Annotated in this window: 14 protein-coding genes, 2 pseudogenes and 1 riboswitch; of the genes and pseudogenes, 8 read left to right on the top strand and 8 right to left on the bottom strand. The window is 39.4% G+C overall.

Annotated elements, in window-relative coordinates:
• The first annotated feature begins 575 nt into the window (after positions 1–575).
• From PTE_RS15280 to PTE_RS15260, 6 genes and pseudogenes are all read left to right on the top strand, one after another.
• The gene (locus tag PTE_RS15280; RefSeq protein ID WP_036848120.1) at positions 576–905 is read left to right on the top strand and encodes a type II toxin-antitoxin system RelE/ParE family toxin; all 330 of its coding nucleotides are present in this window, start codon (positions 576–578) and stop codon (positions 903–905) included.
• Positions 906–924: 19 nt separating this feature from the next.
• Positions 925–1,164: a helix-turn-helix domain-containing protein gene (locus PTE_RS15275; protein ID WP_036848469.1), complete on the top strand. Its 240-nt coding sequence runs from the start codon at positions 925–927 to the stop codon at positions 1,162–1,164.
• Positions 1,165–1,498: 334 nt separating this feature from the next.
• Complete coding sequence (locus tag PTE_RS15270) at positions 1,499–1,681, top strand: type II toxin-antitoxin system HicA family toxin (protein ID WP_036848117.1); 183 nt, start codon at positions 1,499–1,501, stop codon at positions 1,679–1,681.
• 24 nt (positions 1,682–1,705) lie between these two features.
• Positions 1,706–2,134 (top strand): type II toxin-antitoxin system HicB family antitoxin, encoded by a 429-nt coding sequence (locus tag PTE_RS15265; protein WP_036848114.1) that lies wholly within the window; start codon positions 1,706–1,708, stop codon positions 2,132–2,134.
• A gap of 105 nt (positions 2,135–2,239) precedes the next feature.
• Positions 2,240–2,401: pseudogene (locus tag PTE_RS23915) on the top strand (type II toxin-antitoxin system RelE/ParE family toxin); the annotation flags it as partial.
• Entirely contained in the window at positions 2,391–2,675 is a 285-nt protein-coding gene (locus tag PTE_RS15260) for a helix-turn-helix domain-containing protein (protein WP_036848111.1), read from the top strand. The pseudogene PTE_RS23915 and the gene PTE_RS15260, both read left to right, overlap by 11 nt.
• A 501-nt stretch (positions 2,676–3,176) precedes the next feature.
• Here PTE_RS15260 and PTE_RS15255 read toward each other — a convergent pair.
• The 8 genes and pseudogenes from PTE_RS15255 to dmsD form a co-directional block, all read right to left on the bottom strand.
• Positions 3,177–4,076: a glycosyltransferase family 2 protein gene (locus PTE_RS15255; protein WP_036848108.1), complete on the bottom strand. Its 900-nt coding sequence runs from the start codon at positions 4,074–4,076 to the stop codon at positions 3,177–3,179.
• Between the two features lie 27 nt (positions 4,077–4,103).
• Positions 4,104–5,099: a glycosyltransferase gene (locus PTE_RS15250; RefSeq protein WP_036848105.1), complete on the bottom strand. Its 996-nt coding sequence runs from the start codon at positions 5,097–5,099 to the stop codon at positions 4,104–4,106.
• A gap of 31 nt (positions 5,100–5,130) precedes the next feature.
• Entirely contained in the window at positions 5,131–6,042 is a 912-nt protein-coding gene (locus PTE_RS15245) for an ATP-grasp fold amidoligase family protein (RefSeq protein ID WP_036848101.1), read from the bottom strand.
• A gap of 750 nt (positions 6,043–6,792) precedes the next feature.
• A complete protein-coding gene (locus tag PTE_RS26600; RefSeq protein ID WP_241826078.1) occupies positions 6,793–6,936 on the bottom strand; it encodes a type II toxin-antitoxin system HicB family antitoxin in 144 nt (47 codons plus the stop codon).
• 572 nt (positions 6,937–7,508) lie between these two features.
• Positions 7,509–7,649 carry a type II toxin-antitoxin system RelE/ParE family toxin gene (locus tag PTE_RS25810; protein WP_157890149.1) on the bottom strand — a complete coding sequence of 47 codons (141 nt, stop codon included), beginning with the start codon at positions 7,647–7,649 and terminating at the stop codon, positions 7,509–7,511.
• Between the two features lie 128 nt (positions 7,650–7,777).
• A pseudogene (locus tag PTE_RS25160) lies at positions 7,778–7,885 on the bottom strand (IS5/IS1182 family transposase); the annotation flags it as partial.
• A 526-nt stretch (positions 7,886–8,411) separates the two neighbouring features.
• Positions 8,412–9,923: a trypsin-like serine peptidase gene (locus tag PTE_RS15230; protein WP_036848098.1), complete on the bottom strand. Its 1,512-nt coding sequence runs from the start codon at positions 9,921–9,923 to the stop codon at positions 8,412–8,414.
• Positions 9,924–10,344: 421 nt separating this feature from the next.
• Entirely contained in the window at positions 10,345–10,941 is a 597-nt protein-coding gene (gene dmsD, locus PTE_RS15225) for a Tat proofreading chaperone DmsD (protein ID WP_036848095.1), read from the bottom strand.
• Positions 10,942–11,277: 336 nt separating this feature from the next.
• Positions 11,278–11,464: riboswitch (cobalamin riboswitch) on the top strand.
• A gap of 113 nt (positions 11,465–11,577) precedes the next feature.
• Here dmsD and PTE_RS15220 point away from each other — a divergent pair.
• Together PTE_RS15220 and cbiB are read left to right on the top strand one after the other, a co-directional pair.
• Positions 11,578–12,960, top strand: a complete 1,383-nt coding sequence (locus PTE_RS15220) for a cobyrinic acid a,c-diamide synthase CobB (protein ID WP_036848466.1) — start codon at positions 11,578–11,580, stop codon at positions 12,958–12,960.
• The gene (cbiB, locus tag PTE_RS15215; RefSeq protein WP_036848092.1) at positions 12,957–13,916 is read left to right on the top strand and encodes an adenosylcobinamide-phosphate synthase CbiB; all 960 of its coding nucleotides are present in this window, start codon (positions 12,957–12,959) and stop codon (positions 13,914–13,916) included. Before PTE_RS15220 ends, cbiB begins: the two co-directional genes overlap by 4 nt.
• Positions 13,917–13,926: the final 10 nt, after the last annotated feature.

Here is a 13,926-nt window from a genome sequence, read left to right as displayed (position 1 = left end):
TTTTCCATAACCCGTTAACTGACAGTATTCTTTGTCAAGGCAGCCTGTTAAAGCATTCAACAGGATCCAATGTGGTAAAAATCGGGCATATTTACGTATCAATAAATGACCAACATGGAGATTTTGAGAGAAAGATATTAACCGTGAGGGAATTATGAACATATTTTGAGTGATAAATCGGCGGATTTGCATGATTTACTTTCGTAGATCATATGACTTTCTACCTTTCAAATTCTTAAGAAGATAAGCGATATTACACTCCATGCATTCATGCTCCACTCTTTACTTTTGTGCTCTTCCTGTGAAGAGTTTTACAAAAACTTTTTTCTTCCTCAATTACTTGCAATATCTGGCTTTTCTGTTTCTCCTTTCATCAATACTGGCACTGTCTGGATCTGTGATTTTTGCATAAGATTTATGCGAAATTTTTAAGAGCCAAATCGGGCAAGCAGGTACGGTGTAATGATTGCTTTTGTTATTGTTCATTCCATCATGGATTCTATGCATTTTTTTATAAAATTAGCCTTTGAGGTAATTTAGCTTAAATGCTAACATTCATCTCAGGAGGAAAAAGAGTGTTTAAAGTTATTTATCATGATGAAGCAGCCAAGGAAGCCGATAGCTTACCGAAACTCACAAAAGTGAAGTATGACCGGCTGGTTAAAAAACTGGAGGAAAACCCACGTATCCTACGGGAGCCGGATACAAAACCCCTTGGTGATGGGCTTTACGAGATCCGCACAATGGGTAACGACATCGCTCGCGGCATTTGGGTTTATGAGGTGGGTAGCAAGATCTATATGCTCCGTATCTTCATTAAGAAAACCCAAAAGACACCAAAAAACGAAATCGAGCTAGCTAAGCGAAGACTGGAGGAGATCAAACGTGAAATTGAAAACGCATGACGAATTACATGCTGAATGGATGAAAGACCCGGAGTACCAGGCAGCATACGAAGCAGAAGAGCGAAAAGAAAAATTACAGGCGCTGCTAGCTGAATGGCGTCGCAATGCCGGCATCACACGCGCCCAAGTAGCAGAACGCATGGGGGTTAAGCCGCCGACTGTCTCTCGCATGGAAAGCAATATCAATAAGGCCAGCATAGATACCCTTGCACGCTATGCCCGAGCTTGTGGTGTCGAAAAACTCCAAATAACACTTTAATTTTAGCCATATCCCCCGGTATCTTTATCGTGAATTTTGATTAAGATACCGGGCATTAGGATTAACGTATTACGCGATACTAATTTTTAGGCTTACGCCACAGGCTGTTGCATAGTGCTTAAGTGTCGCAATACTGGCTTTCGTTGTTTTTTCAACCTATTCCTTCCGAACAATCACGCCCTGAATTCTAGGTGTAGACCTGCCGTAATGTCATATTTTTCAACATCATGTACTGGCAAATCTCTTAGCCATTATTTTGACATCGTTTACTTGAGATAAATAAATTCACTTTATGTGTATATGTGTGTATATTAATCTCAGGTTGGGAGGATATATGAAATCAACTGACCTGATAAAAGAGCTGACTGCCGTTGGGTGTGAACTTAAAAGGCATAACGGAGGGAGTCACCAAATTTGGTGGTCACCTATAACCGGAAAGACGTTCCCGGTCCCGCATCCTAAAAAAGATCTGCCTATCGGCACCGTCAAATCGATAAAGAAAATGGCGGGGATTTAATCCCCGCCAACTTTGGAGGTCATCATGTTTTTCTCAGTAGGTGTTGAGTTGCCTAAAGACGAAAATACAGCGTATGGTCTGGTTATTCCTGCGCTGTGTACCGAAGATTATGGCTGTTTCTCTGCTGCTGATAATAAAGAAGATATTGCGATAATGGCGCGTGAGGCTATCTTGTTAACAGTAGAAGACAGGGTCGCAAACAGCAGAGCCGTTGAACACATTCAGGATGCCGGCTATTTGGTTTATGCAAAAAACACAGAATATCAATACGTTGATAGCTGGTTTGTTATCGATGTTGATTTATCTGAGTTTTCTGGAAAACAGCAGCGTATTAATATCTCACTACCTGATACACTCATTCAGCGTATTGATAATCGCGTCAAAGAAAGTCCGGCACAATATCGAGACAGAAGTCACTTTTTGGCAGAAGCGGCAAGACATGAACTTAGTTAACACTCTGGTGCATGGATGCATCAGAGTGTTAAAACGTGTTCAATAGATCCCCTGCAATAATAAAGCTCGAATCATAAATGCCACGCCATCTTCGTGGATCAGTAAATAAGAGTTGGCAATAAAGACATTACCCGGACCATTCTTGCTTATGCCACTGGCCGACGAATTTACATACTCCGTACATTTATCAAGAAAACACTAAAAACCCCAGCGTCAGAAATAAAACTGGCATTGCAAAGATTAGAGGAGATGACAAATGAAAGTTAAAGGCATTCCTTGGTCAGAGGTCAGGGCGCAAGCCCTTTCATCCCCCGGAGCTCAGGCTGCTTATGAAGCAGCCAAGCAGGAAGAGGAACTCTACGAGCTGATACAGAGTATGAAAAACAGGGCGGGTATTAACAGTTCACAGTTAGCCGAAAGATTGGGAATTACCCCACCGGCAGTAGCTAAGGTTGAAAAAAACCCGATGAAAGCCAGTGTTGCAACACTTGAACGCTATGCGGCGGCGTGTGGCGTCAACCTCAAAATTAGTATAGTTTAACTGCTGCCCGTCTCTTGGATATTAACTAAGAGTTCGGGCATTTTACTAATCAATGAACACCCTCGTATTTCTTATTCACAGTGCGTGTTTTTCCGGCTATTGCGTTTAAATTTTCTGAATTAAAGGTGCGCCGATATTGCTGTGTGTGGCTTGCCGTCGCTTTTGCTAATTCGTCAGCCACATTAAGAATATCGATCACACATTAATGCTGTTGCTACCCAACCGAACCGACTATTCGCTGAGCTTAATACTCGGTAATGCCTGTTCGGTTTGCAATGTTTGCTTGATCATCGGTTTGTTGGGCCGGCCATTCGCGAAACCAATTTCAACCAGCGTACCTGCGTGGGATACTAATAATCAATAATCCACCCTTCGCGGCGGTGGATGATAACGGTAAAGGTACCGCTTTATATTCATGTGCCTTGATTGGCGCACAAAAAATCAACCTCGTTTGAAAGAACGAGGTTTGTCAGCAGTTTGGGGCTATGCATAGCCTCCTTTTTATAATTTCAGTAGTTTTTTCTTAAAGCTAAGTCTCACGTTTGGATCGATAAGGAAGGAGAATTTACTTATATTTTTGATTAGAGCTTTAAGAGCTGATTTCTTCTCAGAAGATAATATATCTCCGTTCTTTAAAAGATGTTCAATAGCATGAGTTGCAACAATGTTTTGATATTTATCACCAAATTTATTATTCATATATGAAATTACATCAGCCATAATATCAGCTTTCTGATTAGTAATATCATTTGATAAGCTGTCGTTACGCTTTATATAATTATAAAATACAGAATTTGTTATATAGATATTGCTGCTTTTTTGCAATAAATCAGGAAATATAAATGCATCTTCATAACATGAAATTTCAGGGATTTCTAGATTATTAAATAATTTTTTGCTGAAAAATTTACTACATAAATGCGCTTGGAACTTTTTATGAATTAAGAACTCTTGTATAGCTTTGTGCTGTGTCAACTTTGTTGATGGTGAAAAAATTGATTTTTCTATGTAGTCGGAATCTTTTTTTACATCATTAATCCTAGATATTAGAATGTCAACTTCATTTGACACTAAAAAGCCTATCACTTGGTTTATGTCAAATGTAGGCAAAGCATCATCTCCATCAATAAATGTTATATATTGACTATTGCAATTTTTTATGGCGTAGTTTCTTACCTTTCCTATATTTCCAAATTCAGTTCTAAGATACTTAGAATATTTTACTGAATTGGAAAAGTCCATCATGATATTAGATGTGTTATCGATTGACTTGTCATCTATCAATATGATTTCTATATCGTTAGGATATGTCTCAATACATTTCTGAATGCTAGTTAAACATTTAGAAATAAATGGCTCAAAGTTGTGTGCAGTAACAATAATAGATAATATAGATTTCATAGTAGTTCTCCATCGTACTTTACAATATTACAGCACTGACTTTATTTTCTTTCTATTTGCTAAATATAAAAATCTAGAATATATTTTCAGAAAAATACCTAATAAGTCATTAGTCTTAGTTCGGGAATATAGTTTGAATTTTTTTGCTATGTAAATTTTTTGAATGTGCTTTTTACACTTGACAGGTAAAAAAATGTTTATTTTATTTATCATGATTTTTAATATGTTATTTAAATAAATAACTTCATTTGATGATAGTTTTTCTGAAGAGTTTATTTTTATAATATTTTCAATGTCAATATCAATGCCTAATGCATGTGTTAATTTAAGTTGGGATTTTGCAGCATAAGACTCTTGTTCACTAAAGTATTCATTTCTGTTTCTATTTGGGTGTGTTCTATATTTCAATAATATATCAGGTAAATTAATAAACTTGTAATTATTATTAATTGAAGTTAAAAATAATTCCGTCCATAACCCATAATCTTGTGCTTTTTCATAACTTTCAGGATAGATTATACCTGACTTTAGTAAAATATCTTTTCGAATCATCACAGTAGGATGATAAAATGGGCAATCGAATACAATACTTGAAATTATCTCTTCATGGCTCAGAGGAGGAACTTTATTTCTAAGTTCTTCATATGTTCTCATTGATGTTCCACAAACAATAGTATCAGAGTGTTTACTCATATATCGATATTGTGTTAATAGCCTATCTGGATATGAATAATCATCAGCATCCATCCTGGCAATAAAGTTACCTTTTGCTTCTGATATCGCAATGTTTAGTGAGCGAGCCAGCCCCATATTTTTGACATTATTAATTATCTTTATTCTTTTGTCTTTAATAGAAAACTCTGAAAGTATATTGGAAGTTTTATCAATTGAAGCATCATTAACTATGATGAATTCATAATCTATAAATGTTTGTTCTAAAATGGAACTTATAGCTTCAAACAGGAATTCTTGTCCGTTAAAAACAGACATTATTACTGATATAGCAGGCTCTCTATGTGACATATTTTATCTTACTATGCTATGAAAAAATTAATTAAATTGGTTGTTTATCATTTAAATCAAGCTTGATAAGCTCACCAATTATTTCATCTATGTTGTCATGCTTTTCATTATTAAGTTCTTTATCCATTCCAGCTGAATGAATAAAAGTAAGTTCGCCAAAATTTATAATTCCATCATTCAAATATAAATCAACTCTTACAAATGGAAATGGGCTGGATAATATTTCAGCGTAATAAAACAATTTCTCATAATTTTGAGGTTTTTCTAGATCTATATTATTAATATTTAAATAATCTATCCCATAAGGTAAAAGCTCCCAGTTTTTATCAACGAAATAGAATTTAGGTTTATTTGACTCTCTTTCAGTACAGATCATAACAAACTCTGGTTTTCCATTAAAACAAAATACCTTGTAGTCATAAGGCAATGAACCAGTTGATGTTTCAATGAATTTTTCAATTATTATTTTCTTAGGTATATATTTATACACTAATTCTACAGCTTTTCTCCAATAATCCTCTTTTATCCATAAACTCAGTTTTTTAATTGCATCTTCGATGTTTAACTGATCTTTATTTTTACAGATTATGTTATAACCCGCACCATGATTACATTTCATTACAAATTTTTTAGGCAATTCGCTCCAATTTATTTCATAAGGACTATCCCAAATACCATAAATTGGTGTTAATATTTCTCGACAGTTTCTTTCTATGATGTAATTTCTTACAGCAAATTTATCAGCACAAATAGTAACAAGTTTACTATCTTTGTATTTATTCAGTTTCAACCATTGTAATTTCTCATTAAATGTAGTTGGGTTTTTCAAATCAAGTTTCTTCTGTAACCTGTCTTTGTAAATTGATTTGGTTACATATTTGGGGAGAATACTACATCCATGATAAAATAATTTGTTTCTCAAAATTTTTAGGTATTTATTCATATAAAAACATAGTCCTATACTATAATGATTCTTCCAGAAAAACGATATTTTGCTCCTTCATGAAATTCAAAGGTAGATAATTTAGTCGTTTTCCCACATAAGCTCCTGTATCTTAGATGCTTTCCAAGCTCTCCTTCTTATTTTTAAAATACATGAGATAAGGTGATAGGAGCTGATATGTATACAAATTCTAGTTCATTCACTACTTTGATGTCCTTTGCGTCGTCACTATGAGATTGATGGGCAAGTCGAACTGATACAGCTATCTTAAATCAAAATTGCTTTTACTCCTAATAATTAATGAATAATATCTGTTCTAACGATACTACTTCTCTACGACTTTTTATTTTACTCTAACACATTGTTATAAAATAAATTTTCCCTAAGTCAGAAATCTTACATATAAGCGTATTAAATGTTCGTTGAACATTCCCTGTAGTACCAATGATAAGTGGAATGGTAAAGTTTAACCACCTCGGGTGGGGTAATTCCCAGTCATTCAGCTAACTGAGAACTATTATACCTGCTTTCTGTTTCATTTTTGGAATTAGCTCGTAAAGCACCTCTTCTTGTTTATCCGCTTCATAAGTGGCTTAAGCTTCTGAGAGATGAGAAGGCCTCCCCCTTACTTCCGAAAATGGAATACCTTTGATTTTCATCTGTCAGTTATTCTAATCAATGTCGATAACAAACCAGCTATCAACGTATTGATATTCTGTGTTTTTTACATAAGCCAGATAGCCAACATCCTTAATGTAGCACCAATATAGCAATGTCTTCTTTATTGTCAGTGACAGAAAAACAACCATAATTTTCGGTACACAGCTCAGGAATAATCAGACCATACACGGTGTTTTCATCTTTCGGCAACTCAACACCTACTGAGAAAAACATAATGACCTCCAAAGTATTACAGATTTAGCAGTGTCGATAGGTAGATCTTTTTTAGGATACAAAACCGGGAGTATCTTTCCGGTTATGGATGACTATCTCCCCTACGCTTTCTAAGGTCACCCCCAAAGGCAGTCAGCCTTTTTATCAATTCAATCATCCTTTTAACTTAACATCAAGATACACACGCACACGCAAAGCAAATTTATTTATCTCAAGTGAACTACGTCAAACCAATGGTTAATCTATTGGCTAATGAGTGATATTGTAAAATATGGCATCTACCCTCAATTCAGAGCGTTATTGCTTGGGGGTGCATTGTGATGGAATTTCTGTGCAAATAAAGCAGGTGATGCTAATTTTTCTGCCTATTTATCACTCAGGCTGTGCTTATAATTCATTCATAGTTAGTGTATTTCTCTCTCATCATTTTGGTTATTTATTGATACACAGATCCACTCGATTTTTACCATATTGCGTCCCGTTGAATGTCCTTAAAAGCTGCTTTAACAAAGATTGCTGTCAGTTAACGGATTACAGAAAACCTTCCCTTGATGAATTCTTAATTCTGACATTCAACTCCCAACAGGTTTTGCATCTCCGAAATTACCTTCTTTCATTCTATCAATTCTTATAATGATTTTTGCTTTTGTGGTTTTGTCTTTCAAAGATTTTAACCATCTCTCTACTTCGGGCGTTCGATTTACTTTAATCATTTTACCCCTCATTTATTTCTATAATACAACCTTTTGTGTTGTCAACCACAGTTAACAGTTTTAACGGCTTTCTGGGTGTTTCATTTAAAAATTCTTCTCAAAACGTCAATAGCCCCTATAGAATATCGTCATGAGATTTGTAGCCAGAGCGCGAGACAACGGATCTGAACAGCGGCGAGGAAAGACTGATTATTTTTCGCATATCGTGTTGCTATACCACGCCAGCGTTTAAGATATTGACGAAGATAAAACCACGATAGCTGCACCAGTTAAAATTTTCGATATTGTCATGTTATAGGCTCCTTTAATGAAATTATTTGAAACCTCATCAAGTGATTTTTGTGAGCTAACTATCATCCATAAGATCGTCTTCATAGGATATACCCGTTATCTTTCAAGTTGCCTCTTTGTTGGCTGCACTCGCTCACCCCGGTCACAGAGTTAGCTATGCTCCCGGGGATTCGCTCCCTTGCCGTCGCGATGCATCTTGAAATCTATAGGGTATATTAAGTTAATAATTTCTTCTGCAAATCGTTATTTTGGTTATTACTTGACTCATGGATATGCTGATTTCTATCACATCTAATACGTATAGAGGATATTTTTATAGATATTAACAGGTGTTGCTTGATTACATAAAATATTTATTTTCTCCATTAATTAGTTGTTATCTTGAATCCTTAGTGTCGTAAGTATAATTCGTATTTTATATTTATCAGTAGAGATAAAAAAGGCCAGCAAACACTGGCCAATTTTAAAGACTTATTTCTTAACACTAAAATCACTATGATTTATTGGGCCTTTATTACCCGCCTGATCCAATCCATATACACAAAAACGTACTGGGGAGTCTTTCTTCATAAGAGAAATCGGTATTCTTCTATAGATAGAATATCCTGTGTAATCGTCACACTTCGTAGATTCCAGAGGACCTGATTTTATACGTAAGTCAACAATTTCCCATTGATTAAATATGGGATTAACAACCCATCTGTCATCCGCTTCAAAGACTAATCTTATTGCTGGCTTTATTGACGGAGGGGTGTTATCAATCTCACGTAATTTTACTGATGCGTTAGACGTATCCTGCCAGCGTTTATTTTCAGCATGTCGTCCAATGACACACATCGTGTAAACTCCTTCTTTAGAAGGTGTCAGGAGTTTATCCAGCGGTTGCTCAGTGACTGAGAAGGGTTTGCTGTAGCCTTTAGGGTTTGAACAATCAGTATGACTTGCAAGTCCTTTCTTATAGCGAATTTTGTCAAAACCATCCTCACCCAGTTGTAAATTCCATGTGGCAGCGCTGCCGTTAACGGTACTCTGAGTAATAAGAGGGCCACTGGCGCTAATGGTGATCCCTTTGCCATCGTCAAGTTTATTTAAATCCAGTTTTCCATCACTGGTAAGTGCATGTGCAATTTTATTAACAGGCATATAGTAACTGGCACCTTCACGTGAGTAACCTTTATCATCAACTAATTCACAAGGCCGGCCAAGCCCACAACCAGTGTAACCCGGTGTGACGGTGGTATTTAATACGCCAATTATCTTAGATTGATTTTTTAATATAACCGGCGAACCAGAGGTTCCCCCAGAAACACCAGCACAATCAACAGAAACACTTGGCGTCCAATTCCACACATGTTCATACAAAAGCGGTGTCTCTCCAAGTATGTGGCAGTCGGAATATCGCAGATAACGTTTATCACTCTCTACACCATTGACAGGTATATGAGCGAGTTCAACGGCCTGATCTGATGGCTTAAGTTCTTTTTGTAATGTCACCGGCAGTATTCCGCGCTTTGCCAGTTCTCCATAAGTTGCTTTCAGTCTGAAAACCGCCAAGTCACCCCCTTTCATGGTTGCGTATAAAACTTTATCAATATCAATAGGTTGATGTTTATCAATCAAGTCAATAAAGTAATTTGGTGTAAACGTCCAACCAAGACCGGCGGGTTGATCAATAATTACTTCGTTGGTGTCTAAGGTATCGTCAAGACAATGGCCTGCGGAGAGAATCAGAGCCTGTTGATTGGCATCCGGTTTTTCTGAGCCGGCAATGAGTGTGGCGGTACAGAGGCCATTCGTTCTTAACTTTCCAACATGCTTGAATCGATCTGCACCTGGATCGGTCGATTTTAATAGTGGAGCTTCGTTGTTGGTGTTGTCTTGCTGATGAGCAATATGCTCATTTTTGCCTTCAGGGAGTGTTTGTGCGAAGCAATTTGTTGATACAATCCCTGTAATAAGAGTAGCTAAAAAGATTTTTTTCATATTTTGACCTTAGGTTGTTTACATTTTTAATATTTCCATGTAAGGAAAACAGCTGATCAATAAAATAATGTCTATGGCTAAACTTTTTTTAGGATTTTAATAAATCCTCTTTTGGGGTATTTAATGATTACTAATTTATGAATTAATAAACATTTTTTTAGCGCATAAAGTCATTCTATTGGGTGCCTGTGTTCCGTACCCGATAATAAATAACATAAAAATCATCTGAACAGTTTTATATACGGCAATAGGGCTATAACGTTCAATGGAACGAAAGCTGACGATAAGCGTTTTTCTGGTATAAGTTCGTCGTGATAAATGATGAATTGATTAAATAGGGTTTAAGCTCCGGGGGAATATGAGTTTGTTAGTTTTTACTTAATTTCTCACCCGGAGCATTAATTGAGGAATGATAAAAATGTTAGCGAAATAATTCTGGTTTTGCTGGAATTAATTCCAATTCAGTTTGTAGTGTTTGCAAATAGTCAATAGTAATAGTGGCTAAAATGGGATAGAAATCATTTTCCAGTTTGGCCTCTTTAGTCAGTTCCAGATAACGATATGCCCACGGTAGCAAGTGTTGTTCCAGCAGTGTACGCGCAGCAGGTTTATGTCCTTGTTCCAAAATATAAACCAGAGCCAGCAGCATCAAGCCGAATTGATCTTCCGGTTCCCGTTGTTGACTGGACATGATCATATTTTGTTTCGCCAGAAATTCCCGGTAAGCTAATGTGCTTTCACCTAATAACAGGTTTTCTCTGTCCAGATAAACGGATCCCCAAGGCGGTGCTGGCATGGCTCCTTGTCCTTCGAACAGGATAGAATAGTCATATTGCAGGGATTCCGCCGGCGAGGCAGCGATTTTTTTCGTCAAATTTTCTATTTTTCCGTTATCTGACCAGGGAAATAATTTATCAATGTCTGTAAGCAATGGAATTAGCGGGCGGACTTGTTCTGACAGCGGTGAGTAATAAAAACAGGCGCCAAGAATGCGGGGAACAGTGGTATCTAATAACATCGGCAGTTCTCATTGTGATTCGGTTATACAGAGGGTGTAAGAAGCTATTTTATGACAAACTGCATCATAAACTTATGTGATATGAATAGATAGTTGATTATGATCAACGATTAATCTGTTGTGGTGTTGTTACTATCGCTGTTACCAGATTAGCGGTGGTTTTTGTTATAAGTCGTATAAATTTATCGCCGAAAATAATAAATCCTGCCGTCTTCTTGATATGAAGAATATATATTTAATTTGCATCTTAATTCAATGGAGTTAATAAGGTTATTATAATGTAAATGGATATATATCATTAGCGATCTAATAACTTAATAAATAGTCACGTTAAAAATAAATAAACCGCTGTCGGGTTAATACTGCACCTCAACGGTGTGGTTGGGAAGGGGGTGAAAATCCTCCGCAGCCCCCGCTGCTGTGATGCTGACAACTCCGCTGATGCCACTGGTCGGAACGACTGGGAAGGTGGCGGGGAAGGATGACGCTAAGCCAGAAGACCGACCTGACAGGTATGAGACATTCAACTCCTTCGGAGGGAAGCGGGTTGTCATCCAATGGATGTGCGCAGTGCTGATGCTGCGTCAGGCACGTCTTGTTGACACCTATTCTCGGTCGATATATCGGGAATTTTTTATGCAACAGTCAGGCAAGAAGGCGTTTGTTATTGCAGGTACGGGGAGTGGTTGCGGTAAGACCACGGTTACCCTTGGCATTTTGCGGGCGTTGATGCTGCGCGGGTTGGCTGTCCAGCCGTTTAAAGTGGGTCCGGATTATTTGGACAGCGGCTGGCACAGTTCGGTGTGTGGTGTGGCATCCCGCAATCTTGATGCGTTTATGTTGCCAACAGCAACTTTAAACGGTCTTTATAATCAGCATATGCGCCATGCTGATGTGGCGGTCATTGAAGGTGTGATGGGGTTGTATGATGGTTATGGTACGAACCCGAATTATTGCAGTAGCGCTGCAATGGCTAAGCAGTTGGGATGTCCGGTGATTTTGCTGGTAGATGGTAAGGCAGTATCCACTTCTGTTGCAGCGACTGTTCTGGGTTTTTGTCGTTTTGATCCCTCTCTGACAATTGCGGGCGTCATTGTTAACCGCGTCAATTCTGAAAATCATTTCGAACTCATCCGTCGTGCCATTGAACATTATTGTGGTGTTCCGGTGCTGGGGCGTTTGCCCGTTATGCAAGATGTGTCGTTGCCGTCCCGCCATCTTGGGCTTATTCCTGCTCAGGAGCAGGTTGCCGATGATGCTCGCTGGCAGCGGTTGGCTCAACAGGTTGAAACGTATATCAACCTTGATCGTCTGTTGGCGCTCTGTGATTGTCCTGTTTCACCGGAAGGTGAGGCACCATCATTGCCTGATCCCGCACTGGCTGACGGCCTAACGCTGGCACTGGCGGATGATGAGGCTTTTAACTTTTATTATCCGGATAATCTGGACATGCTGGAGCAGGCAGGGGTGCGTATTCACCGTTTTAGCCCACTGCATGATCGCCGTCTGCCTGATTGTCAGATGATTTATCTGGGCGGTGGCTACCCTGAAATCTATGCCGCTCAATTGGCCGCCAATAGTGCTATGCGGGAAGCGTTACAGGATGCGCATTATCGTCAGGTTCCCCTTTATGCTGAATGCGGTGGCCTGATGTACCTTGGCGAGTCATTGACCGATGGAGAAGGAGCGCGTCACCAGATGGCCGGCATTTTGCCGGGAGAAAGCCGTATGGGAACTCGGTTGATGCGTTTTGGTTACTGTCAGGCACAAGCCCGTTGTGACACTTTGCTGGCCGCAGAGGGTGAGGTTTTACGGGGTCACGAGTTCCACTATTCCGATTTTATCAGTTCGGTACCTTCGGTCTTTGACTGCACGAAATGGCGTGATGGTATGGCAATCCAGCAATGGGCGGGGGGCTATCAGGTACAGCAAACGCTGGCCAGTTATCTTCATATCCATTTTGCCCAGCGTCCTGGCCTGCTTGATCGCTGGCTGATGTATGCGAGGAGGCTATTGTGACACTTGCCGCCTGGTTTGCTGCTTTCTTGCTCGATAGTTGGTTGGGTGATCCGCCGCGTTGGCCTCATCCGGTACGTTGGATTGGTCATCTGATTTCATGGGTGCAACGGGCTGTCCGGCGCTGTTGCCACAATGAACGAGCATTGAAAGTCGGTGGAGCAGTGTTGTGGATAGTCGTTGTTGGCTTGACCTGGCTGGTGAGCTGGGGATGTTTATGGTTGATGAACTGCATTCATCCCTGGATCGGCTGGTTGGCCGAAGTATGGATGATTTATACCCTGTTGGCTGGCCGTTGTCTGAGTGATGCCGCTCTGGCGGTACATGGTGTGTTACAGCAGGGTTCTTTGGATGAAAGTCGCCGGCAATTGTCATGGATTGTCGGGCGCGATACTTCGCAACTGGATGAGCCGCAAATCACGCGTGCAGTGGTGGAGACGGTGGCGGAAAACAGCGTTGATGGCGTTATTGCGCCACTCTTTTTCCTGATGATTGGCGGTGTGCCGTTGGCAATGGCTTACAAAGCGGTCAATACCCTTGATTCAATGGTGGGATACAAAACGCCGCAATATCGCGCGATTGGCTATGTCTCCGCCCGTATGGATGATTTGGCAAATTGGTTACCGGCACGGCTGAGTTGGCTGTTGCTGAGTGCGGCGGCTTGGTTCATCCGGGTTGATTTTCGTCAGGCCCTGCGTATTGGCTGGCGCGATCGTTATCAACATGCCAGCCCTAACTGTGGCTGGCCTGAAGCGACGGTTGCCGGAGCCTTGGGTATTCGCCTTGGCGGTCCGAATTACTATTTTGGTGAACGGGTAGATAAACCTTGGATTGGTGATGAACGCCGTGAAATCGTGCTGACGGATATCCCGCTCAGTATCCACTTGATGATGATAGCTTCGCAACTGGCCTTACTGTTGTTTGCGTTGCTGCGCTTACTGTTGGTCGGAATGTCTTAGAAAAGGGCAA

Origin of the sequence: Photorhabdus khanii NC19 (assembly GCF_000517265.1) — a bacterium.
Lineage (GTDB): Bacteria > Pseudomonadota > Gammaproteobacteria > Enterobacterales > Enterobacteriaceae > Photorhabdus > Photorhabdus khanii.
Note: the sequence above shows the minus strand (reverse complement) of the source record. Positions and strands in the feature narration are given on the sequence as shown.

What these genes read in the sequence shown, in the direction of transcription:
- PTE_RS15275 (WP_036848469.1), top strand. Translation starts at nt 925, where the DNA reads ATGAAAGACCCGGAGTACCAGGCAGCATACGAAGCAGAAGAGCGAAAA.
- PTE_RS15270 (WP_036848117.1), top strand. Translation starts at nt 1,499, where the DNA reads ATGAAATCAACTGACCTGATAAAAGAGCTGACTGCCGTTGGGTGTGAA.
- PTE_RS15265 (WP_036848114.1), top strand. Translation starts at nt 1,706, where the DNA reads ATGTTTTTCTCAGTAGGTGTTGAGTTGCCTAAAGACGAAAATACAGCG.
- PTE_RS15260 (WP_036848111.1), top strand. Translation starts at nt 2,391, where the DNA reads ATGAAAGTTAAAGGCATTCCTTGGTCAGAGGTCAGGGCGCAAGCCCTT.
- PTE_RS15255 (WP_036848108.1), bottom strand. Translation starts at nt 4,076, where the DNA reads ATGAAATCTATATTATCTATTATTGTTACTGCACACAACTTTGAGCCA.
- PTE_RS15250 (WP_036848105.1), bottom strand. Translation starts at nt 5,099, where the DNA reads ATGTCACATAGAGAGCCTGCTATATCAGTAATAATGTCTGTTTTTAAC.
- PTE_RS15245 (WP_036848101.1), bottom strand. Translation starts at nt 6,042, where the DNA reads ATGAATAAATACCTAAAAATTTTGAGAAACAAATTATTTTATCATGGA.
- PTE_RS26600 (WP_241826078.1), bottom strand. Translation starts at nt 6,936, where the DNA reads ATGTTTTTCTCAGTAGGTGTTGAGTTGCCGAAAGATGAAAACACCGTG.
- PTE_RS25810 (WP_157890149.1), bottom strand. Translation starts at nt 7,649, where the DNA reads ATGATTAAAGTAAATCGAACGCCCGAAGTAGAGAGATGGTTAAAATCT.
- PTE_RS15230 (WP_036848098.1), bottom strand. Translation starts at nt 9,923, where the DNA reads ATGAAAAAAATCTTTTTAGCTACTCTTATTACAGGGATTGTATCAACA.
- dmsD (WP_036848095.1), bottom strand. Translation starts at nt 10,941, where the DNA reads ATGTTATTAGATACCACTGTTCCCCGCATTCTTGGCGCCTGTTTTTAT.
- PTE_RS15220 (WP_036848466.1), top strand. Translation starts at nt 11,578, where the DNA reads ATGCAACAGTCAGGCAAGAAGGCGTTTGTTATTGCAGGTACGGGGAGT.